A 19,309-nucleotide genomic window follows, 5' to 3' on the forward strand; every position below is an offset into this window, starting at 1 on the left:
GCTCCCGATGGTCAGATGGGCCACGATTGCTCAGTTACGTGGCTGTGCTCAGTGGCTGTATCACTGAGCGTACGTAAAATTCAACGTTACTGCAAGACCAATACGGGACTCATTTCTCTATCGGTCTGATTTCTGAAGCGCAAGGGCGAGTCAGTAGTATGCTGACGCCGACACACCAAGCTCTGCATCAACACATAAAAAAAGCGTCATTAGTGCATGTTGACGAGACGACGCACAATCGTAATGGTGAAGAGCATACCCGCTGGGTCTGGTTGTTATCGAGTGAGGATGCCGTATTCCAACAGGTGAAATATTTTCGTAATAAGGATGCAGCCAAATCGATATTAGGCGAGCATACCCAAGCGATTGTCGTGAGTGACCAATGTCCCAGCTACAACTGGATTGAGCCCGAACGGCATCAATTTTGCCTTGCCCATGTGCAGCGTAATTTACAACAAATGGCCGATTATTCAGGTAAGGGGCTTACCGCGAGTATCGGCAATCGACTGGTATTGCTATTCAAGTCCGTATTTCGCACTCAACATAGATATGAAGCCGGTGACGTTGACGAAATAATGTGGCGTCGGCGAATGCAACGACTAAGGCGCAATATTAAGCGCTGGCTTGAGTGCGGGGAAAATGTGCCCGCTTCACGCTACTCAGGCCGATGCCGGCATATTCTCAAATATGAGCAAGGTTTATGGGTTTTTCTCAATCACCCAGGGACACCTTTGACCAATAACGAAGCCGAGCGTTGTTTGCGTGGCAGCGTGATCATGCGCAAGATCTGCTATGGCACCAGTTCAGATAGGGGTGAGAAGTTTCGATCTCGGATCCTCTCAGTCGTTGAAACGTGCAAGAAGCGCAAGTTATCCCCGATAACAGTGATCAGCACTATCATTGCGGGCGTGGTGGGTAAATGCGACTACCCAGACGTATTTGGACTAACCTCAGCTTAGTCAATCCCCCTCTGGTGAATGCTTACCAAATACTCACGCCTTTGTTTGACCCATTTTTCTCGGCTAATAGCTTTGGCTTTAGGCCGAACAGAAATGCCAAACAAGCGGTTCTGCAAGTAAGGGATATCATCCAACAGAAACGCAAATTTGCCGTTGATGTTGATCTGTCTAAGTTCTTTGACCGAGTTAATCATGATCTATTAATGACTCAGCTGAGGAGCAAGGTACAGGATAAGCGCTTGTTGGCACTTATCGGTAAATACCTTCGTGCAGGTGTGATGGTCAATGACCAATTTGAAGCCAGTTTTGAAGGTGTGCCTCAAGGCGGTCCACTCTCGCCACTACTATCTAACATTATGTTGGATAGTCTGGATAAAGAGCTGGAAAGCCGAGGGCATAAATTCGCCCGCTACGCGGACGACTTTATCATCTTGGTTAAGTCTATTCGAGCGGGAGAGCGGGTACTCAAGAGCGTTACTCATTACCTTGCCATTAAGCTAAAACTGGTTGTTAATGAACAGAAAAGCCAAGTGGTTAAGGTCGGTCAAAGCAAGTTCCTCGGGTTTACATTTAACCGAGGAAAGATCCAATGGCATGCTAAGACGTTGCACATTTTCAAACAAAAGATGAGACGACTGACGAACCGAAATTGGGGCGTGAGTATGGGTTATCAGCTGTTTAAAGTGCGGCAATACATGCAAGGCTGGATCAACTACTTTGGCATAGCCAACGCTTACCAAGGATGTGTCGACTTAGACCATTGGATCCGTCGTCGAGTACGTATGTGCTACTGGCGTCAGTGGCGAAAGCCAAGGACTAAGGTACAAAATTTACTTAGACGTGGCGTCAGGATCCAATCAGCCGTTGCTTGTGGGATCACAAGTAAAGGGCCATGGCGAAGCTCGAAAACACCAGGGATACAGCAAGCGCTGAGTAATGATTACCTTAAGAAAGCGGGTTTATGTTCACTAAGAGATGGATGGATCGCAGTTCATTACCCTAACCAGAAAGTCTAGGTTAGGCGCTCTAAATGAACCGCCCTGTGCGGAGCCGCATGCAGGGTGGTGTGGGGGCTGGAGGCTAGATACCTCCGGCTACCCGATTAGCACTTAGCCACCTAATTGACTAAGACTATATGATTTAACGTCACCTGAACCATCAGAATATTTTTCAGAAATATTAATTTTATTTCCAGATACTGAAAAAGTTATTCTTGAATCATATTCACCCGTGCGCCATCTACCTGTATCAGATGCCCATATTGCTTTATTTCCATCGAGCTTACAGCGATAAGCCCAATGCTTACCGTCGTCTTGACGATTATAAGAAAGATAGATAACGTTAGATTTAATCGAATCAATTTTAATTATCGATGCATTTCGACCCATAGTTGTAGCTACAGTAGCTATACATATCTGTTGATCCGTAAAAGAGCCTTTATCTACGCCTCCACAACCACTTAAGGTAATGAGTACACTGACAAACAATCCTAATTTTATATTTTTTAATAGATACATTTTATCCTCCATAAGTGCTAACAGCTTATTAGCGTGAATTCCGATAAACACCCCACAGAGCCTCAACAAAAAGTTCCGAAAAATGCAACTTATCCACAATGATTTTAGCAACTTATCAGTTCAGTTACTTTGACGCAATGACCATTTTGATAGGAGAAAGCGAGAATTTAGATAATCGAGAATAGAACTGGGTCGTTATGTAAACACTTACAATGATAAATCGCTTATTTATCATTGTTATAGTGGGTTATCCTTTATTGAAACCGAGAATTAATCTTTTTACATAACGAGAAGCAATATTTGCATTTAAGATAATCTGAATTATAACTGTATATACATACAGCTTTTCGCGGATTGTTTTATATGTCTACATCACCGTTTTTGGAGTCAGTTCGGACTGAACTACGTACTCGACGCTACAGCATAAAAACTGAGAAAGTTTATCTCTATTGGATCAAGGGTTTCATTGTATTTAATGATAAAAAACACCCGCAAGATATGGGAAATCAAGAGATTGAGCGTTTTTTAAATCATTTGGCTGTTAATAGACAAGTGAGCGGAGCCACTCAAAACCAAGCTCTTTGCGCCATTATTTTCTTGTATCGACATATTATTCAAAGAGATATTTCAGGTTTACGCTACTCTTTTACCAAGCGTGAGAAGTCTATGCCTACGGTGTTAACTCATGAAGAAGCACGAGCTATTATCGATCGCCTTAATGGAAAATACTGGCTGATTGCATCTCTTTTATATGGTAGTGGGCTTAGGATCAACGAAGCGTTACAACTGAGAATTAAAGACATTAATTTGAACGATAACACCCTGTTTATCTTTAGAGGGAAAGGCAAAAAAGATCGCTATACCTTACTCCCTCGATCCTTGAAACCAGAAGTGGAACTTCAGATGACTCACGTTAAAGAGAGACATAGTCAAGACCTGTCAGAAGGGTTTGGTTTAACATCTCTACCCCCTGCTTTGTTGAGGAAGTACGGTGATGCAGCAAAAGATATTTCATGGCAATATTTTTTCCCTTCAACCACTCGATGTGTTCACCCTTATGATGGTTATATTTGTCGACATCATATCCATGAAACCTCATTTAGAAAGCAACTTAGAAAAGCTGTGATAGCAACTCAAATCCCCAAGCAAGTGAAAGCCCATACTTTCAGGCATTCATTTGCTACTCAGTTACTACAACATGGCTCGGATATTAGAACGGTTCAAGAGTTACTCGGTCATACCGATGTAAAAACCACTGAGTTATACACTCATGTCATCGGTACTCGCTTTAGTCACACCATAAGCCCAATGGACAGATAACCTAAAATCGAAGAGACAGATAATCAGGTGTAGAAGATGCGGCTGCGAACTTCGATTTCAGGGTGAGGTATCACGATGTGATACTCTTCGAACGAGAGGCATGGTGAATATGGCATAGCCATGAGTCTATGAACGAGAAGCATGGAAGCTGAACTGGCCTTTTTATATGGACATATTTTGCCGAACTGGCCGTTAAACAAAGACGTTGTTGGATTTGGCAGAGCCCACTGGGACGACTCTTATGAGATCAACTGCCAGCAGTTCGCAGAACCTTGTCAAAGTAAGAGCGCACAAAAGCCCGCCGCAGGCTATAAGTGACAATGAAAGTACGACCTTCAAAAAATTATCATACGCCAAAGGGGCTGGATTCCCGCCCACAAGCACTGCGGGAAAGACGAGTATTGAATTGCAGCGACTCGCAGAACCGAAACCTTCTCAAAGGAAAAGTGCACATCCCCCGCTGGGAAGCGTTAGATAACAATGAATATTTGAGCCAGTCATTTTGTAATGGACGTATGGACATCTAGAGGTCTTAATGTATGATTAGGAGATACAATGAAAAAATGGTCGCTAAGCCAGATAACTGATTTAGCCACATTTTTCTACTACTTAGTTTACTCAAACGATAGAGGATGAGGCGCTGTATGCCGGTTAAAATTCCCGATAATCTGCCCGCGGCAGGTATTTTAGAGTCAGAAAACATTTTCGTCATGTCCGAGACTCGAGCCGCGAATCAGGACATTCGTCCGATGAAAGTGCTGATCTTGAATCTGATGCCCAATAAGATCGAGACAGAGACTCAGTTACTGCGCTTATTGGGTAATACCCCACTGCAGGTGGATGTGGATTTGCTGCGGATCCACGATAAAGAATCTAAGCATATCTCTATCGATCATATGAATAATTTCTATCGGGATTTTGAGGCGATTAGCCATAAAAATTATGATGGCCTGATCATCACAGGGGCCCCTCTGGGGCAGATCGAGTTTGAAGACGTGACCTATTGGGATCATATACGTGAAATTATCGATTGGTCCCAACGTCATGTTACCTCAGTGCTTTTTCTATGCTGGGCGGCTCATGCGGCCCTCTATCACCTGTATGGCTTAAATAGGAAACTGCTCAAGTCGAAATGTGCAGGGGTATTTCTTCATCAGCGAACCGGTCAACATTTCCCTCTGTTACGTGGTTTCGATGATGAATTTTTAGCGCCTCATTCCCGCTTTGCTCAGATGGATATCGATGAGCTTAAGGCTCACCCCGCTCTGCAGGTATTAACGGAATCCGATGAGGCGGGGGCTTATATGGTGCTCAGTACCAATAGCCGAAATCTGTTCGTGATGGGCCATCCCGAGTATCAGAAGGCGACACTCAAGGATGAGTACCTGCGGGATCTAGCCGAGGGGCTAGAGCCTGAAATCCCACAGAACTACTTTAGAAATAACGATCCTGAGCAGGAGCCCGTCGCTCGCTGGCATGCTCATGGCAGCTTGTTGGTCAGTAATTGGCTCAACTATTATGTGTATCAGTTAACCCCTTATAATCTGGATGAAATGAGTGCCATCACCCCATGGCAAGAGGAGGTTTAACTATACCAATTCCATTAAATTTATGCTCACGTAGTGCGGCTGATGTTTAAAGCCAAGGGAAAACCCCTTTATGCTGCGCCAGTGGCTCTCGATATACGACTGCATGGTCAATGTTGTTCCATACAAAATAAGACATTTCCCTGACCCATAGGGATATGGGAAATGTCTTTAAGCGTATGGAACGCTTAAGACCCTGGAGGTCAGATACAGGAGGTACGAGCCCATGGACGGGTGAAGGTAGAATAATGCAGGAGCAATTATCGAGAGTAACGCAGGAGCCGTTACCGAGGAGCAATTTATAGACCTTGCCTACAGTGCTTTGAACTCCCGCTGAATGATCAGATACTTACTCGGAATGGTATAATAGCTAGTTTTTTAAGCTAGCTGGTCAATTTCCTCATATTGGACTAACAGCAAGGGCCTGTGTAAATCTTGAGTGACAATATCACTCCCTTGTATCCTTTCTTATCTTGCTATTCCCGCTTGCTTTACGTTCGCGTAAACGTCAGAGTGCTATTCTTTAGTTATAGAACTTGAACTAGATCACCTATTTTGGCCGACGGCTAATTAGCCGATAAGAGACGGAGTGGATAATGAGTACAGAGCAATTGAGTCAAGAGATTGTCATTGTGGCAGCCAAACGCACCCCTATGGGGGGCTTTCAGGGATCCCTATCTACCGTCCCATCGCCTAAACTGGCCGCGACTGCCATCAAGAGTCTGATTGAGCAGACGGGTGTTGCCGCCGATGCTGTCGATGAGGTCTTGATGGGCTGTGTACTGCCTGCGGGTTTAGGCCAAGCGCCGGCGCGTCAAGCGACCATTGGCGCAGGTTTACCCCAGTCGGTTGGCGCGACGACAGTCAATAAGGTCTGTGGTTCAGGTATGAAGACCGTCATGTTGGCCCATGATCTTATCAAGGCTGGCAGTGCCGATATCGTCATCGCCGGCGGCATGGAAAGCATGAGTCTGGCACCTTATCTGCTCGATAAAGCCCGCAGTGGCATGCGTATGGGTCACGGTAAGGTAATGGATCATATGTTCTTAGATGGACTGGAAGATGCCTATACCGGTGGCGCCATGGGCACGTTTGCACAAAACACCGCCGATGAGTTTAAGCTCACTCGCGAACAGATGGATGCTTTCTCTCTGAGCTCATTAGCTAAAGCCAATAAGGCCATCGAGTCCGGTGCATTTAAACAAGAAATTGCACCTGTCACAGTATCGAATCGCCGTGGTGATACCTTAGTCGATACCGATGAGCAGCCGGGTAATGCCCGTCCCGATAAGATCCCCACCCTGCGTCCGGCTTTTGCCAAAGACGGCACCATAACCGCAGCCAACTCAAGCTCAATCTCAGATGGCGCGGCGGCGCTTATGTTGATGACGGCGAAACAGGCCAATATTCAGGGCTTGGTGATACTCGCGACTATCAAGGGCCATGCCACCCATGCCCAGGAGCCATCACGGTTTACCACGGCGCCAGTTGGCGCCATGAACAAGCTGCTCGATAAGGTGAACTGGAGTAAGGATGATGTGGATCTATTTGAGATCAATGAAGCCTTTGCCATGGTGACCATGTTGGCCATCTCTGAGCTGTGTCTCGATGAGTCTAAGGTCAACGTCAATGGCGGCGCCTGTGCACTGGGCCATCCTATTGGCTGCTCGGGTTCGCGTTTGTTAGTGACCTTGATATATGCACTCAAGGCCCGCGGGCTCAAGCGCGGTGTCGCCTCACTTTGTATCGGTGGCGGCGAAGCCACTGCCATGGCAATCGAAGTTTAAGCAGTCTTAATGGGAAGCAATATGACCACTCAAGTGAAACATTATATCGACGGCCAGTTTATCGATGGTATCGGAAAGCAACAAATCTTGGTAACTAACCCTGCCAACAATCAAACCATCGCCATGATTAATGCCGCCACCGTCCAAGAGGTGGAAACGGCCATAGCCAGTGCCAAATCAGCCTTCAAAAGCTGGAAAGAGGTGCCCGTTTCCGAGCGTGCCCGGGTGATGTTCAGATATCAGCATCTGCTGAAAGAACACCATGATGAACTGGCGACCATTCTGGCTCAAGAGACGGGTAAGACCTTCGATGATGCTAAAGGTGATGTCTGGCGTGGTATCGAAGTGGCCGAACATGCCTGTAATATCGCGACCCTGATCATGGGGGAAACCGTCGAGAATGTGGCCAGAGGCATAGATACTTATAGTTACAGCCAACCTCTGGGTGTATGTGTCGGTATTACCCCGTTTAATTTTCCCGCCATGATCCCGCTGTGGATGTTCCCCTTGTCTATCGCCTGCGGTAACACCTTCGTACTCAAGCCTTCGGAGCAAGATCCCATGACGCCTCAGCGTCTGGTTGAGTTGTTCGAAGAGGCCGGTGCACCTAAGGGCGTGTTGCAGTTAGTGCATGGTGATAAGACCGCGGTAGATGTGTTGTTGAATCATCCAGACATTAAGGCGATCTCTTTCGTAGGCTCTGTGGGCGTGGCTCAATATATCTATAAGACAGGCACGGATAACCTCAAGCGTGTACAGGCGTTTGCCGGCGCTAAGAATCACTGTGTCGTTATGCCTGATGCCAATAAGCAGCAAGTGATCAATAACTTAGTCGGAGCCTCTGTGGGCGCGGCGGGTCAACGTTGTATGGCGCTATCGGTGGCAATATTTGTCGGCGCGGCCAAGGAGTGGATCCCTGAACTCAAGGAAGCCATTGCCAAGGTCAAACCCGGTCTGTGGGATGATAAAGAGGCGGGCTATGGCCCACTGATAAGCCCGGCAGCCAAAGCGCGAGTGCTGTCGCTTATCGCGCAAGGTAAGGCAGAGGGCGCCACGTGTCTGCTCGACGGTTCTGATTTTACCGTGCCAGGTTATGAATCCGGCAACTGGATTGGTCCGACTGTGTTTAGCAAGGTCACTACTGAGATGACCATCTATAAAGAGGAGATCTTCGGTCCAGTGTTGTGCTGCATGGAGTCCGATACCCTGGAAGAGGCCATCGAGATAGTCAATGCCAGCCCCTATGGTAACGGTACCTCAATCTTTACCGCCAGTGGCGCGGTCGCGCGTAAATATCAGCATGAGATAGAAGTGGGTCAGGTGGGGATCAATGTGCCTATTCCTGTGCCTTTACCCTTCTTCTCTTTCACCGGCTGGAAGGGTAGCTTTTATGGCGATCAGCATGCCTATGGTAAGCAGGCGGTGCGTTTCTATACTGAAACTAAGACCATCACGGCGCGCTGGTTCGAGTCACAGATAACTGACGCAGAACATGCAGCGCCCAACATGACGATTGAGCTGAAATAGGCGGTTTTAGCTGCGCGCATCAAACTATTAGCTCTAAGCGGTAAGTGAAATTTGCGGGTTATTAGCGATGAACTATGCACTCAAGCCTAGACACTGAGTTTTTAGCAAAACGAATAACAACAATAAAAAACGAATTAGGAGACCATCGATGGATTTTAACCTCAGTGATGATCAGCGCCAATTTGCCGATCTAGCCCAAAAGTTTTCACAAGACGAACTCGCCCCATTTGCCGCTCAATGGGATAGAGAACACCACTTCCCTAAAGATGTCATTCAACGCGCCGGAGAACTGGGTTTTTGCTCCCTGTATTCGCCACTGAGTGAAGGCGGCATGGGACTGTCACGTCTCGATTCATCAATTATCTTCGAGCAGCTATCCATGGGCTGTACATCCACCACTGCCATGTTGACCATACATAATATGGTGACCTGGATGGTGACCAGTTTTGGCACCGAAACCTTAAGAAAGGAGTGGTCTGAGTCATTAACCACGGGGCAGAAACTGGCATCTTATTGTCTGACCGAAGCGGGCGCGGGCAGCGATGCTGCATCGCTTAAGACTAAAGCGGTGAGAGAGGGCGATGAGTATGTGATCTCCGGCACTAAGATGTTTATCTCAGGGGCCGGGGCGACCGAGCTATTAGTGGTCATGTGCCGCACCGGACAAGATGGACCTAAAGGCATCTCAGCCATAGTGGTCCCAGCCGATGCTAAAGGGGTCACCTATGGCAAGGCGGAAGATAAGATGGGCTGGAATGCTCAACCAACCCGGGAGATCACCTTCAATCAAGTGCGTGTACCGGTAACCAATCTATTGGGTGAAGAGGGACAAGGCTTCACCTTCGCCATGAAGGGGCTGGATGGCGGACGCATCAATATTGCCATCTGCTCGGTGGGTACGGCTCAGGCGGCGCTTGAGCGCGCCACTCAATATATGCAAGAGCGCCAGCAGTTTGGCAAACCCATCGCCACGTTTCAGGCGTTGCAATTTAAACTCGCCGACATGGCGACTGAATTAGTGGCGGCAAGACAGCTAGTGCGTTTAGCGGCCTTTAAACTCGATTGTGGTGATCCGGAAGCCTCTGCGTACTGCGCCATGGCGAAACGCTTCGCCACCGATGTCGGTTTTCAAGTCTGTGATGCGGCGTTGCAGCTGCACGGCGGCTATGGCTACCTACGTGAATATCCCCTAGAGCGTTATGTGCGTGATGTGCGCGTACACCAGATATTAGAAGGCACTAACGAGATCATGCGCTTGATTATTGCACGACGTTTGCTCGATGAGAGCGCCGGACAGATCTTGTAATAAGACTCATAAAAGGAAGTAACAGATGACAGCCCTGATAGAGAAGATTGTAGGCAATACCGCAGTGATCACCATGAGCAATCCGCCAGCCAATACCTGGACCGTCCAGAGCCTGCAGCTGTTGAAGCAGAAAGTCGAGGCACTCAATGATAATCCGCAGATTTATGCCCTGGTCATCACAGGTGAAGGCGACAAGTTTTTCTCCGCTGGGGCCGATCTCAAGTTGTTTGCCGATGGCGATAAAGACAATGCTGCCAATATGGCCAAGTGTTTCGGTGAAGCGTTCGAAGCGTTAAGCGCATTTCGCGGTGTCTCCATCGCGGCAATCAATGGCTATGCCATGGGCGGCGGTTTAGAAGTGGCTCTGGCCTGTGATCTACGCATCGCCGAATCTCAGGCTGTGATGGCCTTGCCCGAAGCTAGCGTGGGCCTGCTTCCTTGTGCGGGGGGGACGCAAAATCTGGCGGCGCTCATCGGGGAAGGCTGGGCTAAGCGAATGATCTTATGTGGTGAGCGACTGGGCGCACAGCAAGCTCTGCAGCTAAAACTGGTGGAGGAGGTGGTGGACACCGGAGCCTCTCTCGAGGCGGCCATGCAATTAGCCGCCAAGGTGGCAAAGCAGAGCCCCAGCAGTATTAAAGCCTGTAAGACTCTGATCCAAGCCGGGCGAAATATGCCGAGAAACCAAGCCTTACCCATAGAGCGCGAACTGTTTGTGGACCTGTTTGATACCCAAGATCAGGCAGAAGGGGTTGCGGCTTTCTTAGAGAAACGTAAGGCTAACTGGAAGAACTGCTGATGACTCATTCAAGCAATAGTGTGGTATTTCAAACCTTAGGTACCGCCTCTGGCAAGCAGATTGGGGTCATGAGCCTGAATATGGAGCAAGCCCTTAATTCCATCAATCTCGAGATGGTGCAGCTGATGTTTGCTCAGCTTACGCGCTGGCAAGATGATGATGCTATCGCCATGGTGATGTTAGATGGCGCAGGCGAGAAAGCCTTCTGCGCCGGCGGTGATGTCAGGGCCATCTATCATGCATCTGTTGCCACGCCGGGTGAGCTCACCGAGCAGGCGACAGAATTCTTTGAGCAGGAATATAGACTCGATTATCTTATCGATACCTATGCTAAACCTATTTTAGTCTGGGGAACGGGTATCGTCATGGGAGGAGGCCTTGGCCTGATGATGGGGGCGAGTCATCGTGTGGTGACCGAGCGTTCACGTATCGCCATGCCTGAGGTGACCATAGGCCTGTATCCCGATGTCGGTGGCAGCTATTTTCTTAATCGTATGCCGGGAAAGCTGGGTTTGTTTCTGGGGCTGACGGCTTATAATATGAATGCTGCCGATGCAAAATACGTGGGGATCGCTAATTACTATATTGAAGATGATGATAAACAGCACTTGCTCGATAGCTTAGCCTGCCTAAATTGGGGAGGTGATACCCAGGTTAATCACAGCTTGCTGAGCGATGAACTCAATCGCACCGGAACCAAAGCGAGCGCAGGGTTAGCCAAGGGGCAACTCGAGATGCATAAAGATGACATCGATGTACTGATGTCGGGCTCGCTCAACGAGATAATGGCTCGAGTCGGTGAGCTTAAGCTTAAGGAGTCTTGGTTAGCGCGTCCCATCGAGACTATGCTGTCTGGTAGCCCCATCAGCTTGCAACTTATTTATCGCCAAGCGCACTTAGGCATAGACTTGAGTCTGGCTGAAGTATTTAGGTTCGAGCTTGGCTTGAGTGTGAACTGCTGCGCGCTGGGAGATTTCTCTGAAGGAGTGAGGGCGCTACTTATCGATAAAGATCGCCATCCCCAGTGGAAGTTTAACCGAGTGGAGGATGTGCCCACTCGCTTAATCGCGCAGATGCTGAGTTCACCTTGGTCTGTAGCATCGCATCCTCTAGCTAAGCTTGAAATGAGTCTCGGGGAATAATTTTCTTAAGGAGTGTTAGATGACAAGTATCGCATTTATCGGATTGGGACATATGGGCGCGCCTATGGCGGCCAATTTAGTCAAGTCAGGCGTGATGGTTAAGGTGTTCGATCTCGTCCCCGAGGCGATGAAGTCTCTTACTGACGTTGGCGCGCTTGCAGCCAAGAGCGCCTGCGGCGCTGCATCGGGTGCCGATGTGGTGATCACCATGCTGCCGGCCGGCAAACATGTTCGCGCGCTCTACTTAGGTGAAGGCAGCTCAGATAAGGGCTTACTCGATGTGCTGGCCGCGGGGACTTTATTGATCGATTGCTCGACCATAGATGCCCAGAGCGCTAAACATGTCGCCGAAGTAGCAGCGAGTAAGGGATTTGAGTTTGTCGATGCGCCCGTATCGGGTGGCACTGCAGGCGCGGCGGCCGGGACATTAACCTTTATCTGCGGTGGCAGCGACAGTGGGTTTGAGCAAGCCTCTAAGGTGCTAAGCCATATGGGTGCCAATATTTTACACGCCGGTGGACCCGGCGCCGGTCAGGTGGCCAAAATTTGTAATAACATGCTTTTGTCAGTGCTGATGATAGCCACCAGCGAATCTCTGCAGATGGGAATTGACCATGGCTTAGATCCTAAGGTGTTATCTGAGATTATGAAGGTCAGTAGTGGGGGTAATTGGACGCTAGATAAATATAATCCTTGTCCGGATGTGATGGAGTCTGTACCGTCGTCGAATGGTTATCAGGGCGGCTTCATGGTCGATCTTATGGTTAAAGATCTTGGCCTATCCCAAGAGGCGGCATTACTGACGAATTCCTGTACGCCCATGGGCGCGCTAGCACGCAGTTTATATGTGAACCATGCTCGTCAAGGCAATGGCACACGAGATTTTTCTAGTATTTTTGAACAGTTTTCTAATATTCAATAAATTAAAAGCAAAGGGTAACACGATGGATTTAAAAGATAAGGTAGTGGTTATTACTGGTGGTGCTGGTGGACTTGGTTTGGCTATGGCGGTGGATTTAGCCGAAGCTGGCGCTAAATTGGCCCTTATCGATATCGATCAAGAGAAGCTTGAACGTGCTTGCGCCGATATTGGCGACAGAGCAGAAGTACAAGGTTATGCCTTTGATATTACCTCAGAAGAAGATGTGGTGGCGGGTTTCGGTTTTATTCTGGAAGATTTCGGTCAAGTGAATGTGCTTATCAACAATGCAGGGATCTTATCCGACGGCATGCTAGTCAAAGCCAAAGACGGTAAGGTGACAGACCGTATGTCATATGAGCAGTTTCAGTCGGTGATTAACGTCAACTTAACTGGCTCATTCCTCTGTGGACGTGAAGCTGCGGCTGCCATGATCGAGTCTAAGCAAGAAGGCGTGATCATCAACATCTCCAGCTTAGCCAAGGCAGGCAATATGGGTCAGACTAACTATTCGGCTTCTAAAGCGGGTGTGGCTGCTATGTCTGTCGGCTGGGCGAAAGAGTTGGCAAGATACAATATTCGTAGCGCCGCGGTAGCACCAGGTGTGATTGAAACTGAAATGACGGCTGCGATGAAGCCTGAAGCGTTAGCCCGTATGGAGAAAATGGTGCCAGTAGGCCGTCTGGGTCAACCTAGCGAGATATCATCGACGGTTAAGTTCATCATAGAGAACGATTACGTTAACGGCCGTGTATTCGAGATTGATGGCGGCATACGTATATAGACTCGAGTGTTTACAACCTGGGAGCGAATTTCTAGGCTCTAATTTCTAAGACAAGTATGATAAATAGTAAAACGGGCTTAGGCCCGTTTTTTGTTGCTCTGGATTCATGCGGTTAAGATTATCCTTGTGACAGGCTTTAATAATTACACTCACACAAGTACTTACATATGTGCTTATGATACGTGATAATGTTCGATGTTAATCAATGGGGGAAAGCTGAGTTGATGTTCGATAAAAAGATGGTCTGGCTGGAAAAAACGGTAAGACGTTTGATGTTGCTGGTGGGGGGAATGGGCTTGATCGTTATCTATTCGGGTTTCTTCTATCTGATGTTCAAGGGCACTGATACATCATTTTTGCCATGGTACCTTCTGCTGTCTCCCTGGATTTGTATCTATTTCGGCCTGACTCAGGCCAGGCAGTTAGCGGTTATTTTATGGTTTAAGCAGAAATTAACTCGAAAATAATGATGACCTTTATATGGAAACAGGAGCCAACAGTGAGACACCATTTTTATTTTATCCCTTTATTGTCATTGTTGCTCTTATGTTTGCTAACGGCATGCGGTAAACCGGATCCTGTTGAAACAATTGATAAACGAAGTGGCCTTAAAGTTGCGGCTTATGGCAGCTGGCTGTCACCGATAACAGCGGAAGATGTTTATGGTTTATCAGATGATTTTGGTGAATTGCAGAGCGTCAACGGTGCCCTCTATTTTGTTCAATCGGACTCATCGGCTCAGGGTAAGATTGGCATCAAGCGTCTGGAGACTGGCGCAAACTTGATCGATGCGGTGAGCTCGGCATTCGATGTCAGATCTACTGTACATGAATATGGCGGCTCGCCATTTCTTGGTATTGGTCAGAGTATTTTTGCCTCCAAAGCAGAAGATCAGCTGCTCTATCGCTTCGCGCCCAACCAAGTACCTGTGCCACTCACACCGGCCGGAACACGTCATGGAGATTGTATCTCCTATCCTAAAGGTTCACGAATTATCTGTGTCAGGGAAGATCATCGTGGTGAGGGGGAGTCGGTTACCAGTCTGGTGGCACTTAACCTGAATTTCTCCAATGAAGGCGAGACTATGGTCATTGGGGCTGATTTCTATTCTTCGCCTAAAATCTCTTCGGCTCAGAATCACCTAGTCTGGATCTCCTGGCAACATCCTAATATGCCTTGGGATAATACCCAACTTTGGATTGGAGACATAGAACCTAAGGGGGGACTTAAGAATGCCAGGAGGTTAATACCTGATAAGCAAGGTTCCATAACCCAGCCGCTCTTTAGCCCAGCGGGAGTGCTCTATTTTGTTGCCGATTTTGACAATTGGTGGAACTTGTATCGCATTAACCCCGAGGGCGAGTTGGAGCAGGTGTTGGATAAAGATGCCGAGTTTGCAGTACCTGACTGGAAGTTGGGTAATCATAATTATGCCTTCGAGTCAGATAATATCATCATTGCCAGTTACAGTGATAAAGGAAAAGCTTCACTGATTAGAATTTTTCTCGATACCGGTATCACCGAGTCCATTGCCGTCGATTTCGGCGAGATATCTCAGGTGGTGAAGGGGGAAGAGGGCATTTACTTTGTCGGGGCTAAAGTGACTCCGGAAAAAGGGATCTATAAGGTGAAAGGACGAGGGGTGGCGCTTATCTACTCACCGGAACTTGCGACAGTCGATCCTAATTATATCTCCAGAGCCGTAAGTGTCAGCCTGAAATCCACTGACGGTGTCACTATCTATGGTTATTTTTATGGCGCGAGAAACCCTGACTTTATTGGCCTCAGCGGCTCAATACCTCCCTTGCTGGTCATGCTCCATGGCGGACCGACTGCCAAAGCCAGTTTGGCATTTCGGCGGGATATTCAATACTGGACCAGCCGTGGTTTTGCGGTGCTGGATCTCAATTATCGTGGCAGCTCAGGTTTCGGGCGAGAATATCGTCAAAGCCTGTATGGGAAATGGGGCGTCGCCGATGTGGAAGACGCCGTGCGGGCGGCCGGATATTTGGTCAATAAGGGCTGGGTTGATGGCACTAAACTTGCGATGAGAGGGGCCAATGCCGGAGGGCTTACCGTGTTATCGGCACTGGTGTTCTACGATACGTTTAAAGCGGGTGTGAGTTATGCGGGCATCAGTGATATGGAGGTGTTGAGCCGAGATGCGCATAAGTTTGAGTCCAGTTATTTAGAATTACTGGTGGGTAAAAATTCAGCCGAAAATAACCTGTATCGTGAACGCTCTCCATTATATCACCTCGACAGGCTAAATGAGCCCTTGTTGCTGATCCAGGGAGGTGATGACACTGTGGTATTGGCTAAGCAATCCATAGAGGTATTTAATCAACTCAAAGCGCGAGGGGTCCCCGTAGCTTATCTCGAATTCGAGGGCGAGGGGCATAGTTTGAGGGATCCGGTAAATCAAATGATCGCTATCGAAGCCGAGCTGTATTTTTATGGCAAGGTGTTTGGGTTCACTCCCGCAGGTGATATTCCCGCATTGAAAATTGACAATGCCCACCGACTAAAAAAACACTAAATACCGGAATTCACTATTATTAGATTGATCTGTTAGGCCATCAAGTTGCTGGATTAGCCAGACTATTCACTGAGTCCGCTCAGTATGGCGCAGTCCGGTTGATGGCCGCCGCGACAATCCTTAATCAGATGCTTTAATTGACTCTCGAGTGCCTGTAACTTGGTTATTCTTTCACTCACCATGTCCAGATGAGTCTTAGCCAAGCGTTTTACATCTTCGGCATCTCTGTCTTGATTGAGCTTGAGGTCGAGCAGAGAACGGCAATCATCTAAAGAGAAGCCTAAGTCGCGACTGTGACTGATAAAGTTAAGGGAGTCGATCTGTGGTTGATCATATTCTCTGTAGCCATTTTCACCCCGCGTGGCGCAGATAAGGCCTATGTCGTGGTAATAACGAATACTCTTAATCGATAGACCGGTCTTTTTTGCTACTTCACCAATTTTCATCATAAGCCTCATTAGGTATTCACTACGCGCTCAAAATCTGCTCAAAAGCAATCGAGTGAGAGTCAAATTCAGCAAAGTGTTTTTAATTTCCAATAAGGGTTTGACTCTCCCATTAGGGGAGACATTAACCTAAGTGCAGTGAAATGGGAACAAGCTAGTTAAATAACTGACTTAAACAGCCTTGATCGAGACTCAATTTTTTGAGTATGGGGAATCAATGATGATGAAAAATACCAATAGCATGACTCTATATGTACCGCAAATGAACTGTGCCAGTTGTGTCGCTAAAATTGAAGGTGCATTCGAAAAACTATCACAGCCTGGAGTGGACACTCAGCTGGTTGCACGGGTTAATCTGGCCGATAAGCAGGTACACATTCAAGGTGACATCAGCAGTGAGCTAGCAATCGTGACCGTGGCCAGTGTTGGTTATGACAGTGAACTCGTGTTGGATGCCAAGCTAGCCAGTGAAAAGAAAATCCAGGATGAGCGAGTCGAGTACCGCACCCGTATCATCCAATCTATGCTGGGGTTGGGCTTAGGGGTTCCCATGATGTTGTGGGGGCTATTGGGCGGTGAGATGATGGTGAATAATCCCAGTCAGCAATTGGCCTGGGGGATCATGGGGATCATCACATTTATCCTGCTAGTGACCACTGGCGGACACTTCTATAAAGGGATGTGGCGTGCACTTAAGGCGCGCAGTGCCAACATGGATACCTTGATTGTACTCGGCACCACCACAGCATGGGCCTATTCTATGTTGGTAGTGATCATGCCTTCCTGGTTCCCAGCCGAAACCCGTCATGTGTACTTTGAAGCCAGTGTGATGATTCTGGGTTTAATTAACTTGGGCCATGCGCTGGAACTCAGGGCTAAGGGCAAGACCAGTGAAGCGGTGCAGCGCCTTATAGGATTACAATCTACTACCGCAATAAGGCTGAGCGACTCTGGGGATGAAGAGGTTGAAATTGCCCAAATACAGCTCGGTGATAAGTTGAGACTACAACCTGGCAGTCGAGTCGCCTTGGACGGCGAGGTATTGAGTGGCGAGTCGAATCTCAACGAGTCCATGTTAACCGGTGAGCCTATTCCTGTGTCTAAAAGCATTGGCGATACGCTCAGTGCCGGCACCGTCAACGGCAATGGCAGCATCATCTACCGCGTGACAGCCGGATTAACCGATACTCGTCTATCGAAAATCATCGATCTGGTTCAGCAGGCGCAAACATCAAAAATGCCCATAGGCAGGCTCACGGATAAGATATCGGCGTACTTTGTTCCTGTGGTGGTGATTATTGCCCTGGTCGCTGCTGTGGTGTGGTATTTGCTGGGACCTGCGCCCCAGTTGTCACATGCGCTAGTGGTGTTAACCAGCGTACTTATCATCGCCTGCCCTTGTGCTCTAGGGTTAGCGACACCTATGTCTATCATGGTCTCAGTTGGACGAGCCGCACAGATGGGCGTCTTGATTAAGAATGGTGAGGCGCTGCAAACTGCGAGTAAGGTCACCTGTGTGGTGCTGGACAAGACCGGCACTATCACATCGGGTAAGCCATCGGTGACCGACATTCGCCTGCTTGATGGTGGCAGTGGCAGTGGCAGTGAGAGTGGCAGTCAAGCCTCTGCATCTGAGCAACTGTTATTGCTGGTGGCGAGCCTGGAACAGCATTCCGAGCACCCATTGGCTCAGGCGATGCTCGATGAAGCCAAGACGCGAGATCTAAGCTTGGTCGAACCTGACCGTTTCAACAATATTCAGGGAAAGGGCATAGTGGGCATCGTCTCTGGCGTCGAGCTAGCCATAGGCAATATGAGCTTGATGGTCATGGAGAATATATCGGCTATAGATGCTTTACAAGATGAGATTGAGACTTTGGCCCAGCTTGGTAAGACCCCAGTTTATGTGGCACAAGGCGGACGTTTAGTCGGTATTATTGCCATCAGCGATCCGGTGAAACCTGATGCCAAAGAAGCCATTGCCGCACTTAAACGTGCCGGTAAACGGGTGATATTACTCAGTGGTGACAAGCAAGAGACGGTGCAGGCCGTTGCCGATGAAGTGGGCATAGATGAAGTCATTGCCGGAGTCTTGCCCGAGCAGAAACAGGCTAAGATTATCGAGCTCAAAGAGAGTGGAGAAGTCGTCGCCATGGTAGGAGATGGTATCAACGATGCCCCCGCCTTGATGAGTGCCGATGTGGGTATCGCCATGGGGAGTGGCACCGAAGTCGCCATCGAGAGTGCCGACTTGACCTTACTCACTGGACGCTTGTCAGTATTGGCCGATACCTTTGCCTTGGCCAATGCCAGCATGAGGAACATCAAGCAGAATCTATTCGGCGCGTTCATCTATAACTCTTTAGGCATTCCAGTCGCCGCTGGAGTTCTATTCCCTCTAACAGGCATATTGCTTAACCCTGTGATTGCAGGGGCTGCGATGGCTTTGTCCTCCCTCACGGTAGTGACAAACGCTAACAGGCTAAGACATGTGAAGTTGAGTTAACTTAAGCAGCCTTGTGATAGCTGGAGCCGCGATGGCACTCTTGTTATTAATGACCTTCTTTGACTGTGGTCACCAATGCCAATCGTTTAAGACATGTGAAGTTGAACCAGTAATAGGTTAAATGCTTGATACCTGAGGAAGCCGAATAAAGCCTGTTCGGCTTCCTGCATTA

General features: G+C 48.2%; 15 protein-coding genes and 1 pseudogene. 14 read left to right on the forward strand and 2 right to left on the reverse strand.

Features of this window, described 5'->3' with window-relative positions:
- Nucleotides 1–959, forward strand: a pseudogene (gene tnpC / locus KT99_RS13335) (IS66 family transposase); the annotation flags it as partial.
- A complete protein-coding gene (locus KT99_RS13340) occupies nt 920–1,975 on the forward strand; it encodes a group II intron reverse transcriptase/maturase (protein WP_232504304.1) in 1,056 nt (351 codons plus the stop codon). The pseudogene tnpC and the gene KT99_RS13340, both read left to right, overlap by 40 nt.
- Before the next feature lie 93 nt (nt 1,976–2,068).
- Here KT99_RS13340 and KT99_RS13345 read toward each other — a convergent pair whose 3' ends face one another.
- The gene (locus KT99_RS13345; RefSeq protein WP_157752208.1) at nt 2,069–2,476 is read right to left on the reverse strand and encodes a hypothetical protein; all 408 of its coding nucleotides are present in this window, start codon (nt 2,474–2,476) and stop codon (nt 2,069–2,071) included.
- A 363-nt stretch (nt 2,477–2,839) separates the two neighbouring features.
- Between KT99_RS13345 and KT99_RS13350 the strand changes: the two genes are divergently transcribed.
- The 11 genes from KT99_RS13350 (at nt 2,840) to KT99_RS13400 (ending at nt 16,185) form a co-directional block, all read left to right on the forward strand.
- On the forward strand, nt 2,840–3,796 hold the full coding sequence (locus tag KT99_RS13350) for an integron integrase (protein ID WP_040571988.1): 957 nt from the start codon (nt 2,840–2,842) through the stop codon (nt 3,794–3,796).
- Between the two features lie 644 nt (nt 3,797–4,440).
- Nucleotides 4,441–5,385: a homoserine O-acetyltransferase MetA gene (gene metA / locus KT99_RS13355; protein ID WP_005500944.1), complete on the forward strand. Its 945-nt coding sequence runs from the start codon at nt 4,441–4,443 to the stop codon at nt 5,383–5,385.
- A gap of 593 nt (nt 5,386–5,978) precedes the next feature.
- Entirely contained in the window at nt 5,979–7,169 is a 1,191-nt protein-coding gene (locus KT99_RS13360; RefSeq protein ID WP_005500946.1) for a thiolase family protein, read from the forward strand.
- 21 nt (nt 7,170–7,190) lie between these two features.
- The gene (locus tag KT99_RS13365) at nt 7,191–8,696 is read left to right on the forward strand and encodes a CoA-acylating methylmalonate-semialdehyde dehydrogenase (protein ID WP_005500948.1); all 1,506 of its coding nucleotides are present in this window, start codon (nt 7,191–7,193) and stop codon (nt 8,694–8,696) included.
- Between the two features lie 148 nt (nt 8,697–8,844).
- Nucleotides 8,845–10,002, forward strand: coding sequence for an acyl-CoA dehydrogenase family protein (locus KT99_RS13370; RefSeq protein WP_005500950.1), 1,158 nt, complete (start codon nt 8,845–8,847; stop codon nt 10,000–10,002).
- A 25-nt stretch (nt 10,003–10,027) separates the two neighbouring features.
- Nucleotides 10,028–10,801, forward strand: coding sequence for an enoyl-CoA hydratase (locus tag KT99_RS13375; RefSeq protein WP_005500952.1), 774 nt, complete (start codon nt 10,028–10,030; stop codon nt 10,799–10,801).
- Nucleotides 10,801–11,943: an enoyl-CoA hydratase/isomerase family protein gene (locus tag KT99_RS13380; RefSeq protein WP_005500954.1), complete on the forward strand. Its 1,143-nt coding sequence runs from the start codon at nt 10,801–10,803 to the stop codon at nt 11,941–11,943. The genes KT99_RS13375 and KT99_RS13380 overlap by 1 nt, the downstream gene beginning before the upstream one ends.
- 19 nt (nt 11,944–11,962) lie before the next feature.
- Complete coding sequence (gene mmsB / locus KT99_RS13385; protein WP_005500956.1) at nt 11,963–12,865, forward strand: 3-hydroxyisobutyrate dehydrogenase; 903 nt, start codon at nt 11,963–11,965, stop codon at nt 12,863–12,865.
- A gap of 22 nt (nt 12,866–12,887) precedes the next feature.
- On the forward strand, nt 12,888–13,646 hold the full coding sequence (locus KT99_RS13390) for an SDR family oxidoreductase (RefSeq protein ID WP_005500957.1): 759 nt from the start codon (nt 12,888–12,890) through the stop codon (nt 13,644–13,646).
- Nucleotides 13,647–13,834: 188 nt separating this feature from the next.
- Entirely contained in the window at nt 13,835–14,113 is a 279-nt protein-coding gene (locus KT99_RS13395; protein ID WP_005500958.1) for a hypothetical protein, read from the forward strand.
- Nucleotides 14,113–16,185, forward strand: a complete 2,073-nt coding sequence (locus KT99_RS13400; protein WP_005500959.1) for a S9 family peptidase — start codon at nt 14,113–14,115, stop codon at nt 16,183–16,185. Before KT99_RS13395 ends, KT99_RS13400 begins: the two co-directional genes overlap by 1 nt.
- 62 nt (nt 16,186–16,247) lie before the next feature.
- Here KT99_RS13400 and KT99_RS13405 read toward each other — a convergent pair whose 3' ends face one another.
- On the reverse strand, nt 16,248–16,634 hold the full coding sequence (locus tag KT99_RS13405; RefSeq protein WP_005500960.1) for a MerR family DNA-binding protein: 387 nt from the start codon (nt 16,632–16,634) through the stop codon (nt 16,248–16,250).
- 214 nt (nt 16,635–16,848) lie between these two features.
- Here KT99_RS13405 and KT99_RS13410 point away from each other — a divergent pair, with 214 nt between their 5' ends.
- Nucleotides 16,849–19,137, forward strand: a complete 2,289-nt coding sequence (locus KT99_RS13410; protein ID WP_005500961.1) for a heavy metal translocating P-type ATPase — start codon at nt 16,849–16,851, stop codon at nt 19,135–19,137.
- Nucleotides 19,138–19,309: the final 172 nt, after the last annotated feature.

It is taken from the genome of Shewanella benthica KT99 (assembly GCF_000172075.1).
GTDB lineage: Bacteria > Pseudomonadota > Gammaproteobacteria > Enterobacterales > Shewanellaceae > Shewanella > Shewanella benthica_A.

What these genes read in the sequence shown, in the direction of transcription:
- KT99_RS13345 (WP_157752208.1), bottom strand. Translation starts at nt 2,476, where the DNA reads ATGTATCTATTAAAAAATATAAAATTAGGATTGTTTGTCAGTGTACTC.
- KT99_RS13400 (WP_005500959.1), top strand. Translation starts at nt 14,113, where the DNA reads ATGATGACCTTTATATGGAAACAGGAGCCAACAGTGAGACACCATTTT.
- KT99_RS13390 (WP_005500957.1), top strand. Translation starts at nt 12,888, where the DNA reads ATGGATTTAAAAGATAAGGTAGTGGTTATTACTGGTGGTGCTGGTGGA.
- KT99_RS13340 (WP_232504304.1), top strand. Translation starts at nt 920, where the DNA reads ATGCGACTACCCAGACGTATTTGGACTAACCTCAGCTTAGTCAATCCC.
- KT99_RS13395 (WP_005500958.1), top strand. Translation starts at nt 13,835, where the DNA reads ATGTTCGATGTTAATCAATGGGGGAAAGCTGAGTTGATGTTCGATAAA.
- mmsB (WP_005500956.1), top strand. Translation starts at nt 11,963, where the DNA reads ATGACAAGTATCGCATTTATCGGATTGGGACATATGGGCGCGCCTATG.
- KT99_RS13365 (WP_005500948.1), top strand. Translation starts at nt 7,191, where the DNA reads ATGACCACTCAAGTGAAACATTATATCGACGGCCAGTTTATCGATGGT.
- KT99_RS13405 (WP_005500960.1), bottom strand. Translation starts at nt 16,634, where the DNA reads ATGATGAAAATTGGTGAAGTAGCAAAAAAGACCGGTCTATCGATTAAG.
- metA (WP_005500944.1), top strand. Translation starts at nt 4,441, where the DNA reads ATGCCGGTTAAAATTCCCGATAATCTGCCCGCGGCAGGTATTTTAGAG.
- KT99_RS13375 (WP_005500952.1), top strand. Translation starts at nt 10,028, where the DNA reads ATGACAGCCCTGATAGAGAAGATTGTAGGCAATACCGCAGTGATCACC.
- KT99_RS13380 (WP_005500954.1), top strand. Translation starts at nt 10,801, where the DNA reads ATGACTCATTCAAGCAATAGTGTGGTATTTCAAACCTTAGGTACCGCC.
- KT99_RS13350 (WP_040571988.1), top strand. Translation starts at nt 2,840, where the DNA reads ATGTCTACATCACCGTTTTTGGAGTCAGTTCGGACTGAACTACGTACT.
- KT99_RS13410 (WP_005500961.1), top strand. Translation starts at nt 16,849, where the DNA reads ATGATGATGAAAAATACCAATAGCATGACTCTATATGTACCGCAAATG.
- KT99_RS13360 (WP_005500946.1), top strand. Translation starts at nt 5,979, where the DNA reads ATGAGTACAGAGCAATTGAGTCAAGAGATTGTCATTGTGGCAGCCAAA.
- KT99_RS13370 (WP_005500950.1), top strand. Translation starts at nt 8,845, where the DNA reads ATGGATTTTAACCTCAGTGATGATCAGCGCCAATTTGCCGATCTAGCC.